A 22714-nucleotide genomic window follows, 5' to 3' on the forward strand; every position below is an offset into this window, starting at 1 on the left:
GGGATGCGGTCGGTCAGCCGAGCTTCGCCAGCAGCGCGCGCGCCGCCGCGGTTTCGGCCTCCTGCTTGCTCGACCCCTGGGCGCTGGCCTCGGCATGGCTGCCGATCGCGACCGCCACGGTGAAGCGCGGCGCGTGGCCGGGGCCGGTGCGTTCCACGATCCGATATTCGGGCGCGCGGCGGTTGTTGGCGGCGGCCCATTCCTGGAGCTGCGACTTCGGGTGCTGCGGCGCCTTGGCGTCGCGCCGCGGGCGATCGCCCCAGGCCGAGCGGACGAAGGCGCGCGCGTCGCCCAGCCCGCGTTCGCGATACCAGGCGCCGATCAGCGCCTCCATCGCGTCGCCCAGCACATTGTCGCTGTCGAGCGCGCCATCGTCGCGCGCCTGTTTGCCGAGCCGCAGATGCGCCGGCACGCCCAGCCCGCGCGCGACATCGGCGCAGACCGCGCCGGTCACCAGCGCGTTCAGTCGCTTCGACAATTGCCCCTCGGGTTCGTCGGGGTAGAGTTCGAACAGCCATTCGGCCATCACCAGGCCGAGCACCCGGTCGCCGAGAAACTCCAGCCGCTCGTAATTTGCCGCCGCCTGGCTGCCATGCGTCAGCGCCCGCTCATAGGGCGCGGGATCGGCCGGCGCCGCCCCGAACGTCTCCGCCAGCCACCGCGCCAGCTCGCTCAAAAGCCCGCCCCGATCCGGCGCCAGCGGCCTGCGCTCACCCAGGTCCATGGCGCGATCCAGCTGGCACTGCCATCGGTCGAGAAGAAGGTGACGAGCGCCTTGCCCTCGACATTGGCGAGCGGCACGAACCCCATGCCGTAACCGGGCAGGCCGTCCGCCTCGGCATTGGGGGGTGCGGGGAAGCGGCTGTCGCCGCTGTCGTCGCGATTGTCGCCCATGACGAAGATGTGGCCGGCAGGCACGGTATAGACGCTGGTATCGTCGCGATCGGGAAATTCGCCCTGATCGAGCACGTCGTAGCTGACGCCGCCGGGCAGCGTCTCGCGGTAGCGCGGATAGCGGCAGATCGCCTGCCCCCCCGCGATCACGGCGCGGAACGCCGGCGCGCAATGCTGATCGCTGAAATTGGGCGTGATCGGCAGGACGAAATCGGCGAGGCGGCGCTTGGGGATGGCGGTTCCGTTCAGGACGAGCGTGCCGTGCCGCATCTCGACGGTATCGCCCGGCAACCCGATGACGCGTTTGATGACGTCGTGATTCTCGACGACCGGCGCGCGGAAGACGACGACGTCGCCCCGTGCCGGATCGCGCGGGAGAATGCGCCCGGGAAAGGGTGGCAGGCCCCAGGGTAGCGACCAGCGCGAATAGCCGTAATTCCATTTCGAGACGAACAGATAGTCGCCGATATACAGCCGCGGCAGCATCGATTCGGACGGGATGCTGTAGGGTGCGATCAGAAAACTGCGGAAGATCAGCACGAACAGCGCCAGCTTTGCCAGGAAGAGCAGCGTGTCGCCGGTTTCGGAACGGGTGCGCGTGGCCATGCATGCGGCATGCGGGGCGCGTGCAATCGCGTCAAGAAGCGCCACGGAACCCATTGCCCCGCAAGATGCGTTTTGACGGCGCACACCGCCCGGCCTAGCTGGGCTTCTCACGACACGGAGCCTCTCATGTCCCTCGACTGGTCGAAGATCGAAGCCCTGCCCGCCACCCGCCTGGAGGCGCTGTTCGACGGCGATCCGGATCGCCTTGCCAAGCTGTCGCTCGACGTGGCCGGCATCCATTTCGACTGGTCGAAGACTCACCTGACGCCCGACGCGATCGCGGCCTTCGCCGATCTCGCCAAGTCGGCGGATCTGGCGGGCAAGCGCGAGGCGATGTTCGCTGGCGAGATCATCAACACGACCGAGGAGCGGCCCGTCGAGCACACCGCCGAACGCGGCGAGGGCAAGCCCGACAGCGTCGCGCGCGCGGCCTCCTATCACGGGCGGATGCGCACGCTGATCGACGCGATCGAGGCGGATGCGCTGGGGCCGGTGCGCTCCATCCTTCATGTCGGGATCGGCGGATCGGCGCTGGGGCCGCACCTGCTCGTCGATGCGCTCGGGCGCGATCACGATCGCTACGAGACCGCAATCGTCTCGAACGTGGACGGCATGGCGCTGGACGACGTGTTCGAGAAATTCGATCCGCAGACCACGTTGCTGATCGTTGCGTCCAAGACCTTCACGACGACCGAGACGATGCTCAACGCCAAATCGGTGATCGACTGGATGACCGGCGGCGGCGTCGAGGATCCCTATGGCCGCGTGATCGCGGTCACCGCCTCGCCCGACAAGGCGATGGAATGGGGCGTGGACGAAACGCGGATCGTGCCGTTCTCGGAAAGCGTCGGCGGGCGCTATTCGCTCTGGTCGTCGATCGGCTTCCCCGCCGCGCTCGCGCTCGGCTGGGACGTGTTCGAGGAGCTGCTGGAGGGCGCGGCCGAGATGGACCGGCATTTCCGCCTGTCCGCGCTCCACGAGAACGCGCCCGCGATCGCGGCGTTCGCCGACCTTTATTACACGCAGGTGCGCAAGGCCGAGACACGCGCGCCCTTCGCCTATGACGAGCGGCTGCGGCTGCTGCCCTCCTATCTCCAGCAGCTCGAGATGGAATCGAACGGCAAGGGCGTGACGATCGACGGCCAGCCCGTCGGCCGCCCGACCGCGGCGATCACCTGGGGCGGCGTCGGCACCGATGCGCAGCATGCGGTGTTCCAGTTGCTCCACCAGGGCACGCATCTGGTGCCCGTCGAATTCCTCGCGGTGATCGAGGCGGGCGACACGCTGCCGGCGGAGCATCACCGGCTGCTGCTGCTGAACGCCTTCGCGCAAGGGGCGGCGCTGATGAAGGGCAAGCAGGTGGACGATCCCGCGCGCAGCTATTCGGGCGACCGGCCGTCCTCCACCCTGCTGCTCGACCGGCTCGATGCGCACACGCTGGGCGCGCTGATCGCCTTCTACGAGCACCGCGTATTCGTGAACGGCGTGCTGCTGGGGATCAATTCCTTCGACCAGTTCGGCGTGGAACTCGGCAAGGAAATGGCCAAGGCGGCGGAAAAGGGCGGCGGCGAATTCGACCCCTCCACCACCGACCTGATCGCTCGCGCCGGTCTGGACTGAGCCCGGCGCCGTCCCTATGTGTACGATCTGCGGAGATCGTACACATGCGGACCAATATCGAGATCGACGACGCCTTGATGGCGGACGCGATGAAGGCGACGGGCGCGAAGACGAAACGCGAGGCGGTCGAACAGGCATTGCGCTGGATGGTGACGATCAAGCGTCAGCGGGAGGCGATCGAGCAGTTGCGCGGCCTGGGCTGGGAAGGCGATCTCGATGAGATGCGCACCGACAAGCGGCGCCCCGAATGGGGCTGATCCTCGTCGACTCCAGCGTCTGGATCGACCTGCTGCTCGATCGCCCGACGTTGCAGACCGACGCGCTGACGCGGTGTCTCGACGCCGGCCAGGCGCTGGCGATCGGCGATCTGATCCTGATGGAGGTGCTGCAAGGCGCGCGGCACGCGCGTCAGGTGTCCGAAGCCCTGCTGCTGTTCCGGCACATGACGCTGATCGTCATTTCCGATCTCGCCGTTGCCCGGCAGGCCGCGCACCATTACCGCGATCTGCGGTCGCGCGGCATCACGATCCGCAAGACGATCGACACGCTGATCGCAACCCGCTGCATCCTGGACGGTTTACCCCTCCTCTACAGCGATCGGGATTTCGATCCCTTCGTCGAACATCTCGGGCTCTTTTCCGCGATGAACCTGCTTCCGGAGTGAATTGATGCCCGATCACGACTACGACCTCTTCGTCATCGGCGCGGGCTCCGGCGGCACCCGCGCGGCGCGCGTCGCCGCGGCGCACGGCGCGAAGGTGGCGGTGGCCGAGGAATATCGCGTCGGCGGCACCTGCGTCATCCGCGGCTGCGTGCCCAAGAAGCTGCTCGTCTATGGCGCGCATTTCGCCGAGGACCTGAAGGACGCCAAGCGCTTCGGCTGGAACGTGCCCGACCAGTGCGACTTCAGTTGGACGACGCTGCGCGACAATGTGATGGAAGAGGTCGACCGGATCAACGGCGCCTATACCAAGACGCTGGAGACGCACGGCGTGGAGATCCTCCACACCCGCGCCGAGATCACCGGCCCGAACAGCATTCGGCTGAGCGACGGGCGGACCGTAACCGCGACCACCATCCTGCTCGCGGTGGGCGCGCACCCCGCCGTCCCGAAATGCTCGGGCCACGAGCACGGCATCACCTCGAACGAGGCATTCCATCTCGACGCCATTCCCAAGCGCGTGCTGATCGCGGGCGCGGGCTATATCGCCAACGAGTTCGCCGGCATCTTCCACCAGTTCGGCGCGCACGTCATCCTGATGAACCGCACCAAGGACATCCTGCGCGGCTATGATCTCAGCATCCGCGACCGGCTGCTCCAGATCTCGCTGATGAAGGGCCTCGAATTCCGCTTCGACGCCAATTTCGAGGGGATCGAGAAACAAGCCGACGGCTGCCTGACGGTCAGCATGAGCGGCCATGAGCCGGTGACGGTCGACATGGTGATGTTCGCCACCGGCCGCGTGCCCAACACCACCGGGCTGGGGCTCGAGACCGCGGGCGTCGAACTGGACGAGCGCGGCGCGGTGAAGGTGGATGCCGACAACCGCTCGACCTGCCCCAGCATCTATGCGGTGGGCGACGTGACCGACCGGATCCAGCTGACCCCGATCGCGATCCGCGAGGGCCAGGCGTTCGCCGACACGCTCTACGGCAACAAGCCGACGCGGGTGGATTACGACCATGTGCCCTCCGCGGTGTTCAGCCATCCGCCGATGGCGGGCTGCGGGCTGACCGAGGCGCAGGCGAAGGAGAAGCTCGGCTCGGTCAAGGTCTACACCGCCGATTTCCGCCCGATGAAGAACGTGCTCGCCGACCGGCAGGAGCGCGCGCTCTACAAGGTGGTGTGCGACGGCGACACCGACCGGATCGTCGGCATCCACATGATCGGCCCCGACGTGCCCGAGATGATGCAGGTGGCCGCGGTGGCGGTGAAGGCCGGGCTCACCAAGGCCGATTTCGATTCCACCGTGGCGCTGCACCCGACGATGGCGGAGGAGCTGGTGCTGATGCGGTGATTTGGGGGCGAGTGGCGTGACGTTTGAAGGATCGCCGCTATCGCCCAAAGCCGGATGTTCCGGCTGGCGATCCGCGCTCTCGATGACGGCTATTGATTAAGCGCCGACGTTCCCGTTTCTCCGTCTCCGACAGAGCCTTTCGGGAAAAAGCAACCGGGAACAAATTTCGGGAAAGGGGTGCTCTGGACGGGTCTCGGCCCCGATTGGTTGGGCGACGGTCTCGCTATGGGTTCCTAACCGGGAAGTTGCTTCGGATGCTTCAATCCTCGCGGTCAGCGTCTCATCGCCGCCATTGCGACGCCTGCAGTCATGACCGCTCCCCCGCCAGCACGCTGGGTCCATTTCCTCACACCGGGGCGACCGATCAGTCCGGACGCGGTGGAGGCGGTCAGCGCGTATAGCGTGTCTGTCATCGCCGCGATGACGGTGAAGGTGACGACGAGGATTCCAGCCTGTGGAAGATAAGCCTCATCCGTACGAATGAACTGCGAAGCGAAGGCGACAAAGAACAGGATCGTCTTGGGGTGGAAGGTGCCAACCGCGACATTTGTCATGAACGCTGCGCGGGGGCTGATCGGACGGGTAGCCGTCCATCCCTCCTGGCCACCGTTGCTCCTGATGATCGCAATCAGGCCGATCGCGACGAGGTAGATCGCGCCGAGCCATTTCAGGATCGTAAAGGCCAGCGCCGACGAGCCGAGAATGGCCCCGGCTCCTGCGAGCGAAACCGATATTGCGACCGCGTTTCCGACCGCCATTCCAGCGACGGAGGCGAGTGCCGTCCTCCGGCCAGAGCTGAATGCGAAACCAATGATGCTCGCCACGCCAGGACCGGGAAGGATGCCCATCACGAAGGATGCAGCGGCAAAGGTCAGCCAAAGGTGCAGGTCCATTCGGAGGCTTCCTGTTCAAAACACCATCGTATCAGACGCTACAAGCGTTGTGGGTTGCGATTTAGCATTTCCCGATATTCGATCGTTGTGGGAACGCCGCGGCCGTCTCGCCTGCCGTTCCGTTACGGGAAGGATGGCTGGCCAGCGCGTGGGGCGGCATCGCCTTCGGTGTCGACGAACCATCCGGCAGCTTTTAGGTAGATGACGGCAGAACGGGCCACAGGCGCGACGACACCGTTCGATAGCCGCAGGCGCATGGAGCGGGCGTTGCCTTCGACGGCCGCTACGGCATGGCCCGCGACCCACCACGATCGATGCGTCCGTAATCCTTCCGCCTGCATGGCCTCGATCGCGCGGCCCAAGGGCATCAGGACCAGCTCGGTGCCGGCGGGACGATGCACGCGGACGTAGTGATCCTCCATTTGCAGCGCCAGCACGTCGCCGCCCAGCGGCGTCACCGCCGGCTCGACCGAAGCGGGCGGTGCAGGCATGTCGTCCGGCATCGTTGCCGAGCGGCGCATGACGAGGCCGACGCAGCCCATCGCGACCAGCCCGATTGTCGTCGTCTGCGCGAACCATAGCGGTAGCGACAAGTGCAGCTTCGCCAATTCGGGCCATAGGCGGAACGCCGCCGTTCGCGTCGCCAGCGCCTCGGGAACGCTGGCAAGCAGCGTCGCTCCGGCCAGCGCCAGCCACCATCGGCGCGAGCCGCGTGCTAGTTTCATGCTGACCAACCGGTATGCCGAGCCGTAGAGCGCCAGGCCGAGCAGCATGGCGCCGGTCCAGTAGGCCAGCAGCCGCAAGGGGCCGCCGTTCATGTAGCTGCCGAACGGCCCCAGGATCGCCAGCAGCATGCCCGCCAGGACGGTCAGGGCGATCCAGCGCATCGGAGGCGGTGTCGTCCAACGGGTGGCGGAGACAGGGAGAACGGGGCGAATCACCCTCCCCTTCTACCGCGGGCGCGATGCCGGACGAAACCCGTTTGCCGATCCGCGAACCCGTTCGCCCGTTCGCGAATGGCCGGCTTTCGGTAGATGCGTCATTTCGATCATCAGACTCCGCGTCACCACGGAGTCCGTCATGTCCCTGCGCCTTGCCCTTGCCGCCCTATCGCTCGCGATCGCTTCACCAGCGGCCCGAGCGCAAACCCCCCAAGCGGGTTTCCAGCATGAGGTGACGGCGGACGGAACTGAGGTGGGCGTCTGGTATCCCGCGTCCGGCACCCCGGTCCACCAGCGGCTCGGCCTCTACGGGCAGGACGTGGTGCCCGGCGCGCACGTGCCGGACGGACCGCACCCGCTGATCGTCATCTCGCACGGCACCGGAGGCGACTTCGCCGGGCATGTCGATACAGCGGTCGCGTTGGCTCGCGCTGGGTTTGTCGTTGCGGCGCTGACCCACCCTGGCGACAACTGGCGGGACGACAGCCGGGCGACCCGCATCGAAGGCCGCCCGGTCGCGCTCAGCGCCACCATCTCGTACATGTTGCAGTCATGGCCCGGGCGCGCAGCGATCGACCCCGATCGGATCGGTGCCTTCGGCTTCTCGGCCGTTGGTTTCACCGTCCTCGCCGCTGCTGGCGGGCGACCCGACCTCGCCTCGCTTGCCGACCATTGTCGGCAGCACCCGGCCTTCTTCGACTGCACGCTGCTGAAGACACAGCCGCGAGAGGCAGCGGCACCTTGGCCCAGACTTCGCGATCCCCGCATCAAGGCGATCGTCGTGGCGGCCCCCGCGCTCGGGTTCACTTTCGATCAAGCGGGCCTCACCAAGGTCACGGTGCCGGTTCAGCTCTGGCGGGCCGACGACGATCATATCCTCCCGGCACCGTTCTATGCGGACGCAGTACGAGCGGCGCTGCCACGGCAGCCCGAGTTCCACGCCGTTCCGGCTGCCGGCCATTTCGACTTCCTGGCGCCGTGCGCCGACCCAGCCTCCATGCCGCAGATTTGCCGAGGCGCGCCAGGCTTCGACCGGATCACCTTCCACCAGCGCTTCGATGAGGAAGTGGTGCGGTTCTTTACGAAAACACTCGCTCGTGGGTTTCGAGAAGGCAATTCCGTTCCCGGTTCCTGATCCCAATCGGCGTGGATTGCGACAACGGCAGTGAGCCAGCTCAGCCGTCTGGCGGCTCGCCTGCTGGGCAATGGCGATAGAACGTCGACAGGCCGACTCGGAGCAATTTGGCGATCTTGGCCGGCTTGTCCCCTGCTGCGAGCAACTTGCGCGCGGTGTCGATCTTATCGGCCGTCATCGCTGGTTTGCGGCCTCCACCGGTGCCGCCCCTTGCTCGAGCTGCTGCCAAACCAGCTATCGTGCGCTCCTTCACCAACTCTCGCTCCATCTCGGCAACCGAGGCGAGGATATGGAACAGAAGCCGGCCGGAGGGCGTGGCGGTATCAAAGCCGTCGGTCAGGGACCGAAAGTCTACCTTTCGCGCCGATAGGCCAGCTGCCAGTTCAATCAGGCCCCGAATCGAACGACCTAGCCGGTCGAGCTTCCAGATTACAAGCGTGTCTCCCGCACGCGCAAATTGCAGGGCTTCCGCCAAGCCCGGCCGATCGGCTTTTGCCCCGCTCGCCTTGTCGGTGAACAGCCTCTCGCAGCCGGCTTTCGTCAGCGCCTCGATCTGCAAGGTCAGATCCTGGTCGGTGGTCGACACGCGGGCGTAACCGATCAACACATTCGTTCATCCCGATAAGGTTGCCCCCATCGCGCTCGCCGTCGACATCAATTGCGAGGTCATTTCCCCACTGCTGCCGCGGCTTCCCGCCTACGCTTTAACTCCTCGCCATAGCCGTTCACGTATGGCGTCAGACAGGCTTGCATGGCCTGCGCGGTTCGAGCGGTAGCACCGCAGATGCGGGTCGCCTCGCACATCCGCGCGTCGAAGGCAGGATCGCCGCTGCTCCGCTTGAAGACGCAGCGTACGACCCCGGTCTTGCGATCGGTCTTCGTGACAAGCCTGAGGTGACGCAGTCGCTCCCCGATCACGACGACGTCATCGGACGGCACTTCGGGCGCGGTCTGGAAAGAGATTGCAAGCAAGGCGGCGACAAGGTGAGCGATCATGGCGGTCACCTGTGCCCCAACGTCCGGATCAGCCGAAGGCCGACCGTGTCGATCCCAGGGTTCTGCTCGGAAAACAGGCGTCGATGGCTGAAATGCTCGAACGCCGCCTCCACAGCCCAGCGACGGTTTACCCTGACGCCGATCGACAAGTTCGGATTGAACAGCACTCGGGAACCGAACGCGGTTCGATTGCGGTAGATGTCGTATCGCCGTTCGGCTTCCGCGACCGATATTCCTGACGCGAACGGATCGGGCGTATAACGGTAGCCGTCCTGGATCGTGAGCCCGATGCCGATCTGGCCATAGAGCCGGTTCGAGAAGACGTGCTGCCGCCATTCCGCTCCGACGCTCGCAAAGTCGGTTCGACCGTCGGTGTTGATTTGCAGGCGTGCGGTCAGCCTTGGTTTCAGCGCCTTGGTCAACGGGGCCGAGCGATAGACGAACTGCACGTCGGCTGTTCCACGCTCTTCCTCGCCCTCGTAGATGACACCGGGCGGAAGAGCTGCGGTCCATGGGCGACGAACGCCATGCGCGAAAATGCCGAACCCGATCTCCGGACTGGCAGCGCGCTCCTGAACCTGCTCAGTCTGCGCGCTCCCCGGAGCCGAGGCAAGCAGCACCGTTGCGCCAAGGGCGCTCTTCGACCAACTCATTCGACACCCCGTTTTTCGCTTTTCTGCAAGCGTTCGAGTGATGTAAAAAGGCAAATAGTTTTCGTCAAACAGAAAGGTCATTGTGTCTCGCGGCTATCTGCTTTCACCCCGCCGTGCCGGGCTCGCCCGAGTTGCCGGCATGCTGTTCCTGCTTGTCGGGCTGGCAAGCCTCGCAGGACCCGTCGCCATCGGCATCCAGCCCGGCTTCTCGTTTCATTGTTCGTCAAGCGGCTGCGCCGACCACAGCGACCTGATCGGCCTCGCCCCGGAGGATCAGCGTGGCATGCTTCAGCGCTCATCAGACGCGCGAGCGAAGTTCTCGGCTCACGTTTCCCGGCCGCTCGCGCGGATCGGTCTGGCGGGGGCGAACTTGATCGGCGTGCTGCCATTCGCCCTTCTGATGGTCTTTGTAGGAGCGGCACTCGGCACGCTTGCCGGGCGGCGGGGCGACGACCTGGGTCGCGCGCTGCCGTGGTTACGTCGTGCAGCCCTCATGGCCCTACTGCTGGTCATCGCCGCTCCCGTCAGCGACAGCTTGGAGAACATGATCCTCTATCCAGGTACACCGGCAGGCCCGACGTGGTATTTCGGCATCGAGCTGCGGACGGTGACGATCAACCTGTTGCTGGCGCTCGCCGTCTTGGCCGTCGTCTGGGCGCTGGACGCTGGCAGCCGGGCCGAGCGCGACGTTGCCAGCTTTATCTGATGCCGGTGATCGTCAATCTCGACGTCGTGCTGGCACAGCGCAAGGTCCGCTCCAATGAGCTGGCCAAAGCGATCGGGATCACCGAGTCCAATCTGTCGCTGCTGAAATCTGGCAAGGTGAAGGGAGTGCGATTTACCACCATCGCCGCGATCTGCCGTTATCTGGACTGTATGCCGGGCGATATCCTCGGCTATATCCCATCCGACGACGATCTGTCGGTGGAAGACTGAGGGTACGACCTACTCGCCAGTTCCCGGTATGCGACCTGTTTTGGGAAATCTCCGGCTGTCTCGCTGGCCGTTCGTTTCCAAGAACGGTTGCTTCCTGGATCGGTGGATTTCAAGGTCGCAGGCAAGTAACAATGCAGGGGCATAGCGACTCAGGGTCGGGAAATTACCGGATGAAGCGACGATGTTCCTGGCTCTAGCCGCCCTTGGGGCATTCATTTCCGACGCAGGTCGTCCGACCCCTGAGGAGATCATGACCGAAATAGACACAACCGTCGTTTTGCCGCCGGACGCTTCGCCGTTGTCCAGCTATGGTAGGAATTACGCTTGGCGAACCGATGGTAGCGATGGCGTCGTCCAAGGTAATTATCTTCTCGTAAACAGACTCTACCCGCCCAACTTCCCGTGCTCGGCAGGCCGCGGTAAGGACGGTCGAATTCTTGACTGCACGCCAGAGCGCCGCCGTCATATTATAGACGGGCAGGCCGCCGCCGGCAGGCACTTGTGGTTCAACGATTTCGCAAGGATGCCATTCATAGCGGACGGACGGTGCCTCCAAGTGACTGTCCTGTACTCAACTGACAGCCACTCCGTACTTTCGGTTCGCTGTAACGGCGTGGCATGATTTCTGGACAGCAGGTCAGAACGTGTCGACTTTCCCGCTCAACAATCGTTTTCGGGAACATTTGGTGCTCCCAGCCCTCGTATTTTGCGGTTAGATGTAAAAGCTGCGGTGTCGGGCAAGGAGGAGTGAAGACTGTGCTGCCACTTTTAATTGTTCTCGCGGCTGGCTTTGTTCAGGGGCCGCCATGGGCGCATTTTAGCCGCTCTCGCACCATTGATCGTGTTAAGGAGGTTGTTGAAATTGGCTCGGGTAAGAGCAATGCGAATGGTGACTTTAAATACATTCTGAAGATAACGCGCCAAAGAAATGGCGGCAAGCCAGCTGTGCGATGGACAGGCAGCACGGCATGTCCGGTAGTCTCGATCCTTGTAAAAAATATGACCACAATTGTCATGCCAAAGCCGGCACCGTATGGCGTTCCCGGTGTATCACAAGATATTGTTCTTGATGGGAGCTATTACGAACTGAATGCTCCATCGACCGATGTTCAGGGCAGTTTTACGATCAGCTCTAATGAAGGCACGTCGCTTTCGCTGTGGATAGATAACTCACTCAACAGCCTTTCTAGCTGCTGGTCGGCATCGCCGCCGAGACAATAGAGTCACCAAGCGACTCTCTTCTCATTTGACCATCGTTTTCGGGAAAGGCGGCAGCACCGCTGCAATGGCGGCTATCGCCATCGGTTCTCCCGAGAGCCGCCGTCCTTAGTCCACCACCCCCTCAAGCCCCCACGAACCGCCCCGGCCGGCGCTCCGCCACCGCCTTCACCCCCTCGGCGAAATCGGCGGTCTTCTGCAGCCAGGCCTGTTCGGCGAGTTCGTGGTCGGTCTGCGCTGCCACCAGGGCGGCCAGGTCGCCGCGCATCGTGCGGCGGGTGGAGGCGACCGCCAGGGGCGCGCCGGCGGCGATCTCGTGCGCCAGCGCCAGCGCGGTCGCGTGCAGCCCGTCGTCGCTCGCCATCTGGTCGATCAGGCCCCAGTCATGCGCTTCGGGTGCGCGGATCCGGCGCGCGGTGAGGTTCATCAGCAGCGCGCGCTGCCGCCCGATCACGCGCTCCAGCACCGCCGAGATGCCGAAGCCCGGATGGAAACCCAGCGCCACGAAGTTCGCGCAGAATTTCGCCTGCGGCCCGCCGACGCGGAAATCGGCGACGAGCGCGAGGCCGAGCCCCGCGCCCACCGCCGCGCCCTGGATCGCGGCCACCACCGGGGTCTCCACCGCGAACAAGCGGGCGGCCGCCACGTAGAAGGGATTGCGCACGCCCGGCGCGCGTTCGTTCGCCACCGGATTGGCGTTGACCAGATCGGCGCCCGCGCAGAACACGCGGCCCCCCGAGCAGAGCAGGATCGCGCGCACCGCGGGATCGGCGTCCGCCTCGGCGAAGCGCGCGGCGATCGCCTCCAGCATCGCCAGATCGGCGAAATTGTACGGCGGACGGGCGAAGCGCACCACCAGGACATGGCCGTCGCGCTCGCTCCACACGCCGGTCCCGTTCGCGTCGTCCATGCACCATTCTCCTGTCTCGCCCATCGGATACCGGCTCGGGCGACCGGGTGAAAGCCCGTCCGCGAACGCCGAGGCGTCGCAAGACCGTCACCAAAGCGAGACACGCGCGTCACGATCCGCCGCTAACAGCGACTCGGGCGACGGAGGGAACGACGATGCTTCAGGCGGTAAAGACCGGCGGAACGGGGGCGGAGCGCCGCCGCTATCGGACGATCTGGATCAGCGACGTGCATCTGGGCACCCGGGGCTGCAACGCCGCGATGCTGATCGACTTTCTCGACCGGGTGGACAGCGACACGCTCTACCTCGTCGGCGACATCATCGACGGGTGGCGGCTGAAGAAGCGGCTCTATTGGCCCGCGCTCCACAACGACGTGGTTTCGCGGCTGATGAAGCGGGTCAAGCGCGGCACGCGCGTCGTCTACATCCCCGGCAACCATGACGAGATGTTCCGCCAGTTCGTCGGCATGAACTTCGGCGGGATCGCGATCCGCCGCCGCGCGATGCACGAAACCGCGGACGGGCGGCGGCTGCTGGTGCTGCACGGCGACGAATTCGATGCGATCACGCTGGCGCAGCCCTGGCTCGCGCATATGGGCGACACCGCCTATACCGCGCTGCTCGCCGTCAGCCATGTGGTCAATTCGGTGCGGCGGCGGCTCGGCATGCCCTATTGGTCGCTGTCCAAGCATGCCAAGGCCAAGGTGAAGAACGCGGTGGCCTTCGTCTCGCGCTTCGAAGAGGTGGTGGCGCGCGCGGCCGGGTCGCGCGGCGTCGACGGCGTGGTGTGCGGGCACATCCATACCGCCGAGACGCGCACCATCGGCGACATCGCCTATTATAACGACGGCGACTGGGTCGAGAGCTGCACCGCGCTGGTCGAGCATCACGACGGGCAGATGGAGCTGCTCCACTGGGCCGACGAGATCGCCCGGCGCAACGCACGGCCGCGGTCGATCGGGCTGGCCGCCTGAGATGCGGCCGGGTATGCGGATCGCGATCGTCACCGACGCCTGGTCGCCGCAGGTCAACGGCGTCGTCCGCACGCTTCAGGCGGTGCGCAGCGAGCTGGAGGCGATGGGCCATGTGGTGCGCGTGATCGCACCCGATGCGTTCCATTCGCTGCCCTGCCCCACCTATCCCGAGATCCGGCTGGCGCTGGCGAGTTCGGGAGCGATCGGCCGGCGGCTCGCCGCCTTCGCGCCCGATGCGATCCATCTGGCCACCGAAGGGCCGCTGTGCATCGCCGCGCGGCGCTGGTGCCTGGCGCAGGGCCTGCCCTTCACCACCGCCTACCACACGCATTTTCCGGATTATGTCGGCGCGCGCACGGGCATCGATCCGCGCTGGGTGTGGCGCTATATCCGCTGGTTCCACGCGCCGGCGCAGGCGATCCTCGCCTCCACCCCCAGCCTGCGCGCGCAGCTCGCCGCGAACGGGCTGACTCAGGTGCGCGCCTGGGGCCGCGGCGTGGACCTGTCGCTCTTTTCCCCCGCCGGGACGGTGGATGCCGCGCTCGCCGCGCTGCCGCGGCCGATCCAGCTCTATGTCGGGCGGATCGCGGTCGAGAAAAATCTCGAGGCGTTCCTCGCCGCGCCGACCGGCGGCAGCAAGGTGGTGATCGGCGCGGGGCCGGCCCAGGCCGGGCTGGCGGCGCGGTTCCCCGACGTGCATTTCGCCGGCCCGCGCCACGGCGAGGCGCTCGCCGCCGCCTATCGCGCGGCGGACGTGTTCGTGTTCCCGAGCCGGACCGACACGTTCGGGCTGGTGATGATCGAGGCGCTGGCCTGCGGCGTGCCCGTCGCCGCCTTCCCGGTCGCGGGGCCCTGCGACGTGCTGACGCCCGCGAGCGGCGCGATGGACGATCGGTTGGCGAACGCGATCGCCGCTGCGCTGCGCCTGTCGTCCGCGGACTGCACCGCGCATGCCGCCACCTTCGGCTGGCGCGACAGTGCCGAACAGTTCCTCGCCGCGCTGAGCCCCCTGCCGGCGCGACGCCTCGCTGCGTGAGCGGGTCAGGGCGCCCGATCGGCCGGACGCGCGCCCCGCGGATCGTGCTCGCCCCGACGGGCACGCTGGGCGACATCTATCCCTTTCTCGATGTCGCCATCCAGTTGCGCGCGCTGGGGTTCGATCCGCTGCTGGCGACGATGGAGGAATATCGTGGCGTGGCGGAGGCCGAGGGTATCGCCTTCCACGCGGTGCGCCCCGGCCGCGCCGAGCTCGAGGCCGACGGCCACGATCATGCCATGCTGGCCCGCGCGGTGGCGCGCGATCTGCGCGCGAGCTTCCGCTTCGTGGCGCCGCACGCCACCGAGGGTTTCGCGGACCTGCAGGCCGCGATGGCGGGCGCGGCGCTCGTCGTGGGCGGCGCGCTTTCGACCATCGCGCGGGTCGCGGCGGAGGCGGCGGGGCTGCCGCTCGTCACTTTGGTGCTCCAGCCGATGGGATTCCTGTCGGTCACCGATCCGCCCTGCCTCGGTGCGCGGCCCTGGCTGCGCGCGGTCGGGCGGCATGGCGGCGCCGGCAGCGTGCGGGCGCTCTATGCGCTGGCGAGCCTGCGCGAGCGATCGAGCCTCGACATGGCCAACCGGCTTCGCGCCGGGGCCGGTCTGCCGCGGATGCGCGACGAACTGCGCGAGGGGCCGCGGCGGAGCGAACGGCTGATCGCGATGTATCCGGCCGCCTTCGCCCCGTTGCCCGCCGACGCGCCGCCCCAGGCGCTAAGCGCTGGCTTCTCCTTCTACAATGGCCGCACCGATCGCGCGGTGCCGGCGATGGCGGCGCTGTCGCGCTTTCTGGACGAGGGTGCGCCGCCGATCGTCTTCACGCTCGGCAGCTTCGTCGTGCACGCGCCCGGCGAATTCTTCGCGCATGCCGCCACGATCGCGCGCAATCTCGGCCGCCGCGCAGTGCTGCTGGTGGGCGATCATGCGGTCGAGCGCCATGCCGCGCTCGGCGGCCCCGACGTGCTGGTGATCGGGCAGGCGCCGCACGCACTGCTCTTCCCGCGCGCGGCCGCCGCGGTCCATCATGGCGGGATCGGCACCACGGGCCAAGCGCTGCGCGCCGCGCTGCCGCAGATGGTGTGCGCGTTTTTCGGCGACCAGTTCGACAATGCCGATCACCTGCGCAGGCTGGGCGTCGCCGAGGCGCGGCCACTCCGCCGCTTCGACGCCGCCGCCGGCACCGCGATGCTCGGCCGGCTGCTGTCGAGCCCCGGCATCGCCGCGCGCGCCGCGACGCTCGCGACCGCCAGCGGCGCGGCGGACGGCCCGCACATCGCCGCGGACGCCATCGCCGCGGTCGCGCTGCGCCATGCCCGGTTGCGGCTCGCGGCCTGAGGTTCCCCAGACCCCGCTACCGAGACACCCCGCGAGCGTTTGACGGCTTCGCCTCGCTCCGTTCGCCCCGAGCTTGTCGAAGGGCCTGTTCCGTATGCGAAGGCTCGACCGCGAGCCGGGATCAACCCCTGTCGTCCCGCGCCAGCCGGCGCGTCGCAACCCCGCCGCCGCCCGATGGAGCGATTGCGCTCCACCGCCCGGCCGCCTAACTTCCGGCCATGCGCAAACACATCCTCATCGTCCTGGGACTGATCCTCGTCGTGATCGTCGCGGTGGTGGCCTATCTCGCCTGGCCCGACACCGCGCGGCTGCCCATTACGGCGGTGGAGGGCAAGCGCCCGACGATTTCCGAACCGCGCATCCAGACGATCCCCACGATGGCGGTCGCCGATGCGGTGGGCTGGCGGAACGGCGCGATGCCGGTGCCCGCCGCGGGGCTCGCGGTGCAGCCCTTCGCCACCGGGCTCGATCATCCGCGCTGGCTCTATCGTCTGCCGAACGGCGACGTGCTGGTGGCGGAGAGCAATTCGCCGCCGCGCAAGGACGGCGGCATCCAGGGCTGGGTGATGACGCACCTGCTCGGCAAGGCCGGCGCCGGCGGCGCGTCGCCCAACCGCATCGTGCTGCTGCGCGACGCGAATGGCGACGGCGTGGCCGAGGAACGCCATGTCTTCATGACCGGGCTCAATTCGCCGTTCGGCATGACGCTGTTCCAGGGCCAGCTCTACATCGCCGACACCGACGCGCTTCTCCGCGTGCCGTACACCGACGGCGCCACGCAGATCACCGCGAAACCGCAGCTGGTGGTGAAGCTGCCGGGCGGCGGCAATCATTGGGCGCGCAACGTCATCCCCGCGCCCGACGGGCAGACGCTGTTCGTCAGCGTGGGATCCTCCACCAACATCGCCGATGACGGCATCGACGCCGAGACGAACCGGGCGAACATCCTGCAGGTGTGGCCGAAGGACGGCCGGTTCCGCATCTATGCGGCTGGGCTGCGCAATCCGACCGGCATGGCGATCAACCGCGAGGGCCAGCTCTGGACCGTGGTCAACGAACGCGACATGCTGGGATCGGATCTCGCGCCGGATTATCTGACGCAGGTCGAGTTCGGCGACCATTTCGGCTGGCCCTGGTATTATTGGGGCGGCTATCCCGACAGCCGCGTCCAGCCCGACAATCCCGCGCTCCAGGAATATTCGAAGCGCCCGGATTATGCGCTCGGGCCGCACGTCGCCGCCTTGGGCCTCGCCTTCTCGACCGACGCCAAATTGGGCGCGCGCTTCGCCGACGGCGCCTTCATCGGCGAACATGGCTCGTGGAACCGTAAGCCGGTCTCGGGCTACAAGCTGGTGTATGTGCCCTTCGGCGCGAACGGCTTTCCGGCGAACGGCGCGAAGCCGGTCGACGTGCTGACAGGCTTCCTGAATGCCAAGGGCGAGGCGCAGGGGCGGCCGGTGGGCGTCATCACCGATCGCACCGGTGCGCTGCTGGTGGCGGACGATGTGGGCAACGCGGTGTGGCGGGTCAGCGCGAAATAGGCGCGCCCGTCACTTCAGCAGCTTGGGCGCTTCCTTCTGGATCGCGGCCTGGACCTGCGCGGCGAACAGCCGGAGGAAGCCCGGCAGGTTCACCACCGCATGCACCTTGTCGTCGAACACGGTCGCGGTGCTCGCGATCTCCTGGCCCATCGCGCGCACCGCGAAGTGCATCGTGTCGCCGTCCCAGCGATGCGTGACGGTCGCGCCGCCGGGGATCAACTGGCCGAGCTTGCCGATCCCGCCGTCCAGCCGCGCGCGGACGCCGCTCTTTCCCAGATCGTGCGGGATATCCATCTCGATCGGTGCGCTCATAGCGTCGTCTCCCCCGGCTCGTCGGTCGCGAACAGCATCGCATCGTCGGCAAACGCCTTGAACTCGAGCGCGTTGCCGCTGGGATCGCGAAAGAACATCGTCGCCTGCTCGCCCGCCTGACCCTTGAAGCGGATGTGCGGCGCGATGCCAAAGGCGATGCCCGCGCGTTCGACGCGCGCGGCGAGTGCCTCCCAGGCGGGCATCGTCAGCACCACGCCGAAATGCGGCACCGGCACGTCATGCCCGTCGACCGGATTGGTCGCCGCAGCCGGGCCCGCGGCGGGGGACAGATGCGCCACGATCTGGTGACCGAAGAAATCGAAATCGATCCACCGGTCGCTCGACCGCCCCTAGGCGCATCCGAGCGTATCCCCGTAAAAGGCGCGCGCTTCGGCGAGATCGTGGACGGGAAAGGCGAGATGGAACGGGCGCAGCGTCATGCCGCAGGTCTAGCCGCCCCGCCGCGCCCCGTCACCCCAGACTTGTCGTGCGCGGCGCCGGGCGGCAAGGGAAAGCGGTGCGGCTCGTGCGGAACCGTGGATGCCGGAACGGGTCCGGCGTGACGATACAGGACGCCATCTTGCCCTTCCTCCTTTCCGCCGGGAAACGCTTCCCCGCCCTGGCCTGCCTCCTGCTCGGCGCGTTGGCCGCTTGCGGCTTCGCGCCGCTCGGCCTTTGGCCGCTGACGCTGGCCTGCATCGCGGGGTGGATGGCGCTGGTCCATGACGCGCGCAGCATTCGCGGCGCGCTGTGGCGCGGGTGGCTGTTCGGGCTCGGCCATTTCACGATCAACGACAATTGGATCCAGCACGCGTTCGATTTCCAGGACGCGATGCCGCCGGTGCTCGGCTATTTCGCCGCGGTCGGGCTCGCTTTGTATCTGGCGGTCTACCCCATGGCGGCGGCGGGCGTCGCGTGGCGGTTGCGGCGGGGCCGGCCCGATACGGCCTATGTGCTGGTCTTCGGCGCGGCGTGGATCGCCACCGAATGGCTACGCGGGCATCTGTTCACTGGCTATGCCTGGGATCCGCTCGGGGTCGTCTGGCTGCCGCTGATCGGCGTCGCGCGGCTGTCGGCCTTGGTCGGCACCTATGCGCTCTCCGGGCTGACGATGGTGGCGGCGGGTGCGCTGCTGATGGCGGCGCAGCGGCGCTGGCGGCTGCCCGTGATCGCCGGCGGCACCGTGGCGTTCGCCGCGCTGTCGGCGCTTTGGACGAACGCGCCCGCCGCGGATCCGCACGGCGTCCGCGTCCGGGCCGTGCAGCCCAATATCGGCCAGCAGGACCGCAGCGACGACGACGGCGCCCGCGTGTTCGCAGCACTCGCCCTGCTGTCGGGCACGCCCGGCGCCGCGCCGCGGCTGGTGGTCTGGCCCGAGGGCGTGCTGCGCGACTATGTCGAGGACGGCTATCCGCCCATCGCTTATGGCGGCACCACGCCCGAGCGCACGCGGCAGCGGATCGCCGCTTTGCTCGGGCCCCGCGACGTGCTGATGACGGGAGGCGACTCGCTCGTCTTCGATGCGCGCGAACGGCTGACGTCGGCGGGCAATTCGGTGTTCGCGATCGACGCCGCCGGGCGGCTCGGCCAGCGTTACGACAAGGCGCATCTGGTGCCCTATGGCGAATATCTGCCGATGCCCTGGCTGCTGCGCCGGCTGGGCCTTGCACGGCTGGTGCCGGGCGACATGGACTTCACCCCCGGCCCCGGCCCCGCCGCCATTGCGGTGCCGGGCTTCGGCGCGATCGGCGTGCAGATCTGTTACGAGATCATCTTCTCGGGCGAAGTGATCGACGAGGCGCACCGCCCGCGGTTGTTGTTCAACCCTTCCAACGACGCCTGGTTCGGCACCTGGGGACCGCCGCAGCATCTGGCGCAGGCGCGGATGCGCGCGATCGAGGAGGGGCTTCCGATCGTGCGCGCGACGCCCACCGGCATCTCCGCGCTGATCGCCGCCGACGGGCGGCTGCTCGCGACCGTGCCGCACGAGACCGCGGGTGCGCTCGAAGCCCCCATCCCGCCCGCGCTCGCCCCCACGCTCTTCGCGCGCGTCGGCAACGCGATGGCAGCAATCGTGGCGGCGCTGATGATCGGCTTGGCCGTTGCCACCCGGCGACAGCGCCGCTAGGGGTCATATAAAGCTTTCCTTATATGACGCTCGTCCGCGAGCACGGCTAAGAGGTCCGCATGCGCAAATCCTTTCTCTTCACCTCCGAATCGGTTTCCGAGGGCCATCCCGACAAGGTCGCCGACCAGATCAGCGACACGGTCGTCGATCTGTTCCTCGCCAAGGACAGCCAGGCGCGCATCGCCTGCGAGACGCTGACGACCACGCAGCTCGTCGTGCTGGCCGGCGAGATCCGCGGCAAGGGCATCTACGAGAATGGCGAGTGGGCGCCGGGCGTGCTCGACGAGATCGAGGCCGCGGTGCGCAATACCGTGCGCGAGATCGGCTATGAACAGGCCGGGTTCCACTGGAACGAGTTCCGTTTCGAGAACAATCTCCACGGCCAGTCCGCCGAGATCGCGATGGGCGTGGACGAGAGTGGCAACAAGGACGAGGGCGCGGGCGACCAGGGCATCATGTTCGGCTATGCCACCGACGAGACGCCGGGGCTGATGCCTGCCACGCTCTATTACAGCCACAAGATCCTCGAGACGATGGCGGCCGACCGCCATTCGGGCGCGGCGCCGTTCCTGGAGCCCGACGCCAAGAGCCAGGTGACGCTCGCCTATGAGGACGAAAAGCCGGTGCGCGCCACCGCGCTGGTCGTCTCGACGCAGCACAAGAAGGGCTATTGCGAAAAGGGCGAGGATGCCAATCCCGCGCTTTATGCCGAGCTGCGCGATTATGTGACGGGTGTGATGAAGGCGTCGCTGCCGGACGGGTTCGTCACCGACGAAACCGCGATCTACATCAACCCGACCGGCGCGTTCGAGATCGGCGGGCCGGACGGCGACGCCGGCGTCACCGGCCGCAAGATCATCGTCGACACCTATGGCGGTGCCGCGCCGCATGGCGGCGGCGCGTTCAGCGGCAAGGATCCGACCAAGGTGGATCGATCGGCCGCCTATGTCGCACGCTATCTGGCGAAGAACGTCGTCGCCGCGGGCCTCGCCAAGCGGGTCACGATCCAGCTGAGCTACGCGATCGGCATCGCCGAGCCGCTGTCGGTCTATGTCGACACGCACGGCACCGGCACCGTGCCCGAGGCGACGCTGGAAGAGGTGCTGCCCAAGCTCGTCCGCCTGACGCCCAAGGGCATTCGCGAGCATCTGAAGCTGAACGCCCCGATCTACAAGAAGACGGCCGCCTATGGCCATTTCGGCCGCGATGCCGAGGGCGATCACTTCACCTGGGAAAAGACCGATCTGGTCGATGCGCTGAAGGCCGCCGTCGCAGCTTGACCGAGGCGTGAACCGAACTAGCCTCTCCGGATACCCACCGGAGAGGCGTTTCATGCGTATCCACACCCTGATCGCGAGCGCCGCGCTGCTGATCGCGGCATCGACGGCCGCCTTTGCCGCGCGCGATCTGCCGGTGCCGGTCGACAAGGGCTGGCAGCATGCCGATACCGGGCTGATCCTGCCCGCGACCCTCGACGGAATGGCGCGCGACAAGCTGGCCGACAACGGCACCGCCGAACGCGATGTCTATGCCGATTTCCGTAGCGCGGACAAAGCGACGAACGTCACGATCTTCCTCTTCCATCCCGCGATCGACGACGTGGCGATGTGGTTCGATCGCGCGCAGAGCGTCATCCTGTCGCGCGACGTCTATGGCGGCGTCACCGCCAGCGGCATCGCGCCCATGCCCTTCGCGCCGCCGCGCGCCACCACCGCCTCGGGGTTGCGCCAGGCCTATACCCCTACCGCCCGCGCGATCCGCGGCACCGCGCTGGCGGTGATGCCGCTCGGCGAGTGGCTGGTCGCGGTGCGGGCGAGTTCGACCACGCTCGACGCGGCGGCGACCGATGCCGCGATGAGCCGCGCGATCACCGCGATGCGCTGGCCGCAGGGCGTGGCGGAGGCGGCGGCCGCGGTGCCGATCGGGTCCTGCGCGGACGCGCTGCACTTCGGCCCGGCCAAGCCCGCCGCGACCGATGCGGGCGACGCGTTGATGCCGCTGCTGCTCGGCGCGGCGCTCAAGAACGACAAGGCCCGCGCGGTGGGCCGCCCCGTCCACTGGTGCCGCGATGCCGCGAGCGGTGCGCGCTACGGAATCTATCGCGGCGACGGCGCGGGGTACGAGATCGCGTTCGGCGACGCGGGTCGCGTGATGGCGGTGACGCCGACGCTCGACACGCAGCTCGGCAAGGGCAACCGCTATTCGGTGTCGTTCACCGACGTGGACGATTCGGTGCGGGCCTTTCCCGCTTTCGACGGATTGCCCAGCCCGGAACAGGCGATCGCGCTGCTGGCGGGCAGGAGCAGCGGCGTCGCGACGCACAAGGACGGCCAGACCGCGATCACGCTGCCTGCCAAATAGCGCGCCGGTGCGCCGCATCGAAGCGCGTTGCGGAGAGACCGGATGTTTTAGCGATTATTTTACCGTGCCGCTGCGGGTCGCCGGTATCGGCATCGTCGTATCAGCGACGGGGCGCGCTGCGGGGGCGGGTTTCGGTCTGCGCACCGTTTGCCGGGGGGCAACGCAGCGTAAGGGCCGGATCCGAATAGCGACGCGTCCATCGCCGAAC

24 protein-coding genes and 1 pseudogene are annotated in these 22714 nt (G+C 67.2%); 15 read left to right on the forward strand and 10 right to left on the reverse strand.

What is annotated here, in order from left to right:
• Positions 1-13: 13 nt before the first annotated feature.
• Complete coding sequence (gene rnc, locus OXQ95_RS08390) at positions 14-724, reverse strand: ribonuclease III (protein WP_267381160.1); 711 nt, start codon at positions 722-724, stop codon at positions 14-16.
• The gene (lepB, locus tag OXQ95_RS08395; protein WP_267381161.1) at positions 673-1500 is read right to left on the reverse strand and encodes a signal peptidase I; all 828 of its coding nucleotides are present in this window, start codon (positions 1498-1500) and stop codon (positions 673-675) included. Before lepB ends, rnc begins: the two co-directional genes overlap by 52 nt.
• 126 nt (positions 1501-1626) lie before the next feature.
• Between lepB and pgi the strand changes: the two genes are divergently transcribed.
• The 4 genes from pgi to gorA are packed head-to-tail and all read left to right on the forward strand — an operon-like array spanning position 1627 to position 5138.
• Positions 1627-3120: a glucose-6-phosphate isomerase gene (gene pgi, locus OXQ95_RS08400; RefSeq protein ID WP_267381162.1), complete on the forward strand. Its 1494-nt coding sequence runs from the start codon at positions 1627-1629 to the stop codon at positions 3118-3120.
• A 44-nt stretch (positions 3121-3164) separates the two neighbouring features.
• Entirely contained in the window at positions 3165-3377 is a 213-nt protein-coding gene (locus OXQ95_RS08405; protein WP_242097220.1) for a type II toxin-antitoxin system VapB family antitoxin, read from the forward strand.
• Entirely contained in the window at positions 3368-3784 is a 417-nt protein-coding gene (locus OXQ95_RS08410; protein ID WP_267381163.1) for a PIN domain nuclease, read from the forward strand. The genes OXQ95_RS08405 and OXQ95_RS08410 overlap by 10 nt, the downstream gene beginning before the upstream one ends.
• A 4-nt stretch (positions 3785-3788) precedes the next feature.
• Complete coding sequence (gene gorA / locus OXQ95_RS08415; RefSeq protein ID WP_267381164.1) at positions 3789-5138, forward strand: glutathione-disulfide reductase; 1350 nt, start codon at positions 3789-3791, stop codon at positions 5136-5138.
• Positions 5139-5410: 272 nt separating this feature from the next.
• Here gorA and OXQ95_RS08420 read toward each other — a convergent pair whose 3' ends face one another.
• Entirely contained in the window at positions 5411-6031 is a 621-nt protein-coding gene (locus tag OXQ95_RS08420) for a LysE family translocator (protein ID WP_267381165.1), read from the reverse strand.
• Positions 6032-6153: 122 nt separating this feature from the next.
• The gene (locus OXQ95_RS08425) at positions 6154-6918 is read right to left on the reverse strand and encodes a LytTR family DNA-binding domain-containing protein (protein WP_267381166.1); all 765 of its coding nucleotides are present in this window, start codon (positions 6916-6918) and stop codon (positions 6154-6156) included.
• Positions 6919-7111: 193 nt separating this feature from the next.
• On the opposite strand from OXQ95_RS08425, the gene OXQ95_RS08430 reads away from it, so the two are divergent.
• The gene (locus OXQ95_RS08430) at positions 7112-8107 is read left to right on the forward strand and encodes a dienelactone hydrolase (RefSeq protein ID WP_267381167.1); all 996 of its coding nucleotides are present in this window, start codon (positions 7112-7114) and stop codon (positions 8105-8107) included.
• 40 nt (positions 8108-8147) lie between these two features.
• On the opposite strand, the gene OXQ95_RS08435 is transcribed toward OXQ95_RS08430, so the two are convergent.
• The 3 genes from OXQ95_RS08435 to OXQ95_RS08445 are packed head-to-tail and all read right to left on the reverse strand — an operon-like array spanning position 8148 to position 9837.
• On the reverse strand, positions 8148-8714 hold the full coding sequence (locus tag OXQ95_RS08435; RefSeq protein ID WP_267381168.1) for a recombinase family protein: 567 nt from the start codon (positions 8712-8714) through the stop codon (positions 8148-8150).
• A gap of 59 nt (positions 8715-8773) precedes the next feature.
• Complete coding sequence (locus tag OXQ95_RS08440; protein ID WP_267381248.1) at positions 8774-9103, reverse strand: hypothetical protein; 330 nt, start codon at positions 9101-9103, stop codon at positions 8774-8776.
• A 5-nt stretch (positions 9104-9108) separates the two neighbouring features.
• Positions 9109-9837 (reverse strand): acyloxyacyl hydrolase, encoded by a 729-nt coding sequence (locus tag OXQ95_RS08445; protein WP_267381169.1) that lies wholly within the window; start codon positions 9835-9837, stop codon positions 9109-9111.
• Between the two features lie 58 nt (positions 9838-9895).
• Between OXQ95_RS08445 and OXQ95_RS08450 the strand changes: the two genes are divergently transcribed.
• From OXQ95_RS08450 to OXQ95_RS08460, 3 genes are all read left to right on the forward strand, one after another.
• On the forward strand, positions 9896-10462 hold the full coding sequence (locus OXQ95_RS08450; RefSeq protein ID WP_267381170.1) for a hypothetical protein: 567 nt from the start codon (positions 9896-9898) through the stop codon (positions 10460-10462).
• On the forward strand, positions 10462-10692 hold the full coding sequence (locus OXQ95_RS08455) for a helix-turn-helix transcriptional regulator (RefSeq protein WP_267381171.1): 231 nt from the start codon (positions 10462-10464) through the stop codon (positions 10690-10692). Before OXQ95_RS08450 ends, OXQ95_RS08455 begins: the two co-directional genes overlap by 1 nt.
• A 747-nt stretch (positions 10693-11439) precedes the next feature.
• Positions 11440-11913 carry a hypothetical protein gene (locus OXQ95_RS08460; protein WP_267381172.1) on the forward strand — a complete coding sequence of 158 codons (474 nt, stop codon included), beginning with the start codon at positions 11440-11442 and terminating at the stop codon, positions 11911-11913.
• 121 nt (positions 11914-12034) lie between these two features.
• Here the strand turns inward: OXQ95_RS08460 and OXQ95_RS08465 are convergent, their stop codons facing one another.
• Entirely contained in the window at positions 12035-12820 is a 786-nt protein-coding gene (locus OXQ95_RS08465) for an enoyl-CoA hydratase/isomerase family protein (protein WP_267381173.1), read from the reverse strand.
• Positions 12821-12975: 155 nt separating this feature from the next.
• Between OXQ95_RS08465 and OXQ95_RS08470 the strand changes: the two genes are divergently transcribed.
• From OXQ95_RS08470 to OXQ95_RS08485, 4 genes are all read left to right on the forward strand, one after another.
• Entirely contained in the window at positions 12976-13794 is an 819-nt protein-coding gene (locus tag OXQ95_RS08470; RefSeq protein ID WP_242097215.1) for a UDP-2,3-diacylglucosamine diphosphatase, read from the forward strand.
• Between the two features lie 13 nt (positions 13795-13807).
• Positions 13808-14830, forward strand: coding sequence for a glycosyltransferase family 1 protein (locus OXQ95_RS08475; protein ID WP_242097214.1), 1023 nt, complete (start codon positions 13808-13810; stop codon positions 14828-14830).
• Positions 14827-16164, forward strand: coding sequence for a glycosyltransferase (locus OXQ95_RS18800; protein WP_267381174.1), 1338 nt, complete (start codon positions 14827-14829; stop codon positions 16162-16164). Before OXQ95_RS08475 ends, OXQ95_RS18800 begins: the two co-directional genes overlap by 4 nt.
• Positions 16165-16382: 218 nt before the next feature.
• A complete protein-coding gene (locus tag OXQ95_RS08485; RefSeq protein ID WP_242097212.1) occupies positions 16383-17705 on the forward strand; it encodes a sorbosone dehydrogenase family protein in 1323 nt (440 codons plus the stop codon).
• Between the two features lie 9 nt (positions 17706-17714).
• On the opposite strand, the gene OXQ95_RS08490 is transcribed toward OXQ95_RS08485, so the two are convergent.
• Both OXQ95_RS08490 and OXQ95_RS08495 read right to left on the reverse strand, forming a co-directional pair.
• On the reverse strand, positions 17715-18017 hold the full coding sequence (locus tag OXQ95_RS08490) for a polyhydroxyalkanoic acid system family protein (RefSeq protein WP_267381175.1): 303 nt from the start codon (positions 18015-18017) through the stop codon (positions 17715-17717).
• Positions 18014-18457, reverse strand: a pseudogene (locus OXQ95_RS08495) (VOC family protein). Before OXQ95_RS08495 ends, OXQ95_RS08490 begins: the two are co-directional and overlap by 4 nt.
• A 140-nt stretch (positions 18458-18597) precedes the next feature.
• Between OXQ95_RS08495 and lnt the strand changes: the two are divergent.
• From lnt to OXQ95_RS08510, 3 genes are read left to right on the forward strand one after another with little or no spacing between them, the layout of a single operon-like run.
• On the forward strand, positions 18598-20145 hold the full coding sequence (gene lnt / locus OXQ95_RS08500; RefSeq protein WP_267381176.1) for an apolipoprotein N-acyltransferase: 1548 nt from the start codon (positions 18598-18600) through the stop codon (positions 20143-20145).
• Positions 20146-20204: 59 nt separating this feature from the next.
• Positions 20205-21425, forward strand: coding sequence for a methionine adenosyltransferase (gene metK / locus OXQ95_RS08505; RefSeq protein ID WP_267381177.1), 1221 nt, complete (start codon positions 20205-20207; stop codon positions 21423-21425).
• 52 nt (positions 21426-21477) lie between these two features.
• The gene (locus tag OXQ95_RS08510; RefSeq protein ID WP_267381178.1) at positions 21478-22506 is read left to right on the forward strand and encodes a hypothetical protein; all 1029 of its coding nucleotides are present in this window, start codon (positions 21478-21480) and stop codon (positions 22504-22506) included.
• Positions 22507-22714: the final 208 nt, after the last annotated feature.

It is taken from the genome of Sphingomonas sp. GC_Shp_6 (assembly GCF_026540835.1).
Classification (GTDB): domain Bacteria; phylum Pseudomonadota; class Alphaproteobacteria; order Sphingomonadales; family Sphingomonadaceae; genus Sphingomonas.

Coding starts and splice junctions, on each gene's coding strand:
- OXQ95_RS08440 (WP_267381248.1), bottom strand. CDS start 9,103: ATGATCGCTCACCTTGTCGCCGCCTTGCTTGCAATCTCTTTCCAGACC.
- OXQ95_RS08425 (WP_267381166.1), bottom strand. CDS start 6,918: ATGCGCTGGATCGCCCTGACCGTCCTGGCGGGCATGCTGCTGGCGATC.
- OXQ95_RS08485 (WP_242097212.1), top strand. CDS start 16,383: ATGCGCAAACACATCCTCATCGTCCTGGGACTGATCCTCGTCGTGATC.
- pgi (WP_267381162.1), top strand. CDS start 1,627: ATGTCCCTCGACTGGTCGAAGATCGAAGCCCTGCCCGCCACCCGCCTG.
- OXQ95_RS08465 (WP_267381173.1), bottom strand. CDS start 12,820: ATGGACGACGCGAACGGGACCGGCGTGTGGAGCGAGCGCGACGGCCAT.
- OXQ95_RS08445 (WP_267381169.1), bottom strand. CDS start 9,837: ATGACCTTTCTGTTTGACGAAAACTATTTGCCTTTTTACATCACTCGA.
- OXQ95_RS08510 (WP_267381178.1), top strand. CDS start 21,478: ATGCGTATCCACACCCTGATCGCGAGCGCCGCGCTGCTGATCGCGGCA.
- OXQ95_RS08430 (WP_267381167.1), top strand. CDS start 7,112: ATGTCCCTGCGCCTTGCCCTTGCCGCCCTATCGCTCGCGATCGCTTCA.
- lepB (WP_267381161.1), bottom strand. CDS start 1,500: ATGGCCACGCGCACCCGTTCCGAAACCGGCGACACGCTGCTCTTCCTG.
- OXQ95_RS08405 (WP_242097220.1), top strand. CDS start 3,165: ATGCGGACCAATATCGAGATCGACGACGCCTTGATGGCGGACGCGATG.
- OXQ95_RS08420 (WP_267381165.1), bottom strand. CDS start 6,031: ATGGACCTGCACCTTTGGCTGACCTTTGCCGCTGCATCCTTCGTGATG.
- OXQ95_RS08470 (WP_242097215.1), top strand. CDS start 12,976: ATGCTTCAGGCGGTAAAGACCGGCGGAACGGGGGCGGAGCGCCGCCGC.
- rnc (WP_267381160.1), bottom strand. CDS start 724: ATGGACCTGGGTGAGCGCAGGCCGCTGGCGCCGGATCGGGGCGGGCTT.
- OXQ95_RS08475 (WP_242097214.1), top strand. CDS start 13,808: ATGCGGATCGCGATCGTCACCGACGCCTGGTCGCCGCAGGTCAACGGC.
- OXQ95_RS08410 (WP_267381163.1), top strand. CDS start 3,368: ATGGGGCTGATCCTCGTCGACTCCAGCGTCTGGATCGACCTGCTGCTC.
- metK (WP_267381177.1), top strand. CDS start 20,205: ATGCGCAAATCCTTTCTCTTCACCTCCGAATCGGTTTCCGAGGGCCAT.
- gorA (WP_267381164.1), top strand. CDS start 3,789: ATGCCCGATCACGACTACGACCTCTTCGTCATCGGCGCGGGCTCCGGC.
- OXQ95_RS08450 (WP_267381170.1), top strand. CDS start 9,896: ATGCTGTTCCTGCTTGTCGGGCTGGCAAGCCTCGCAGGACCCGTCGCC.
- OXQ95_RS08490 (WP_267381175.1), bottom strand. CDS start 18,017: ATGAGCGCACCGATCGAGATGGATATCCCGCACGATCTGGGAAAGAGC.
- OXQ95_RS08455 (WP_267381171.1), top strand. CDS start 10,462: ATGCCGGTGATCGTCAATCTCGACGTCGTGCTGGCACAGCGCAAGGTC.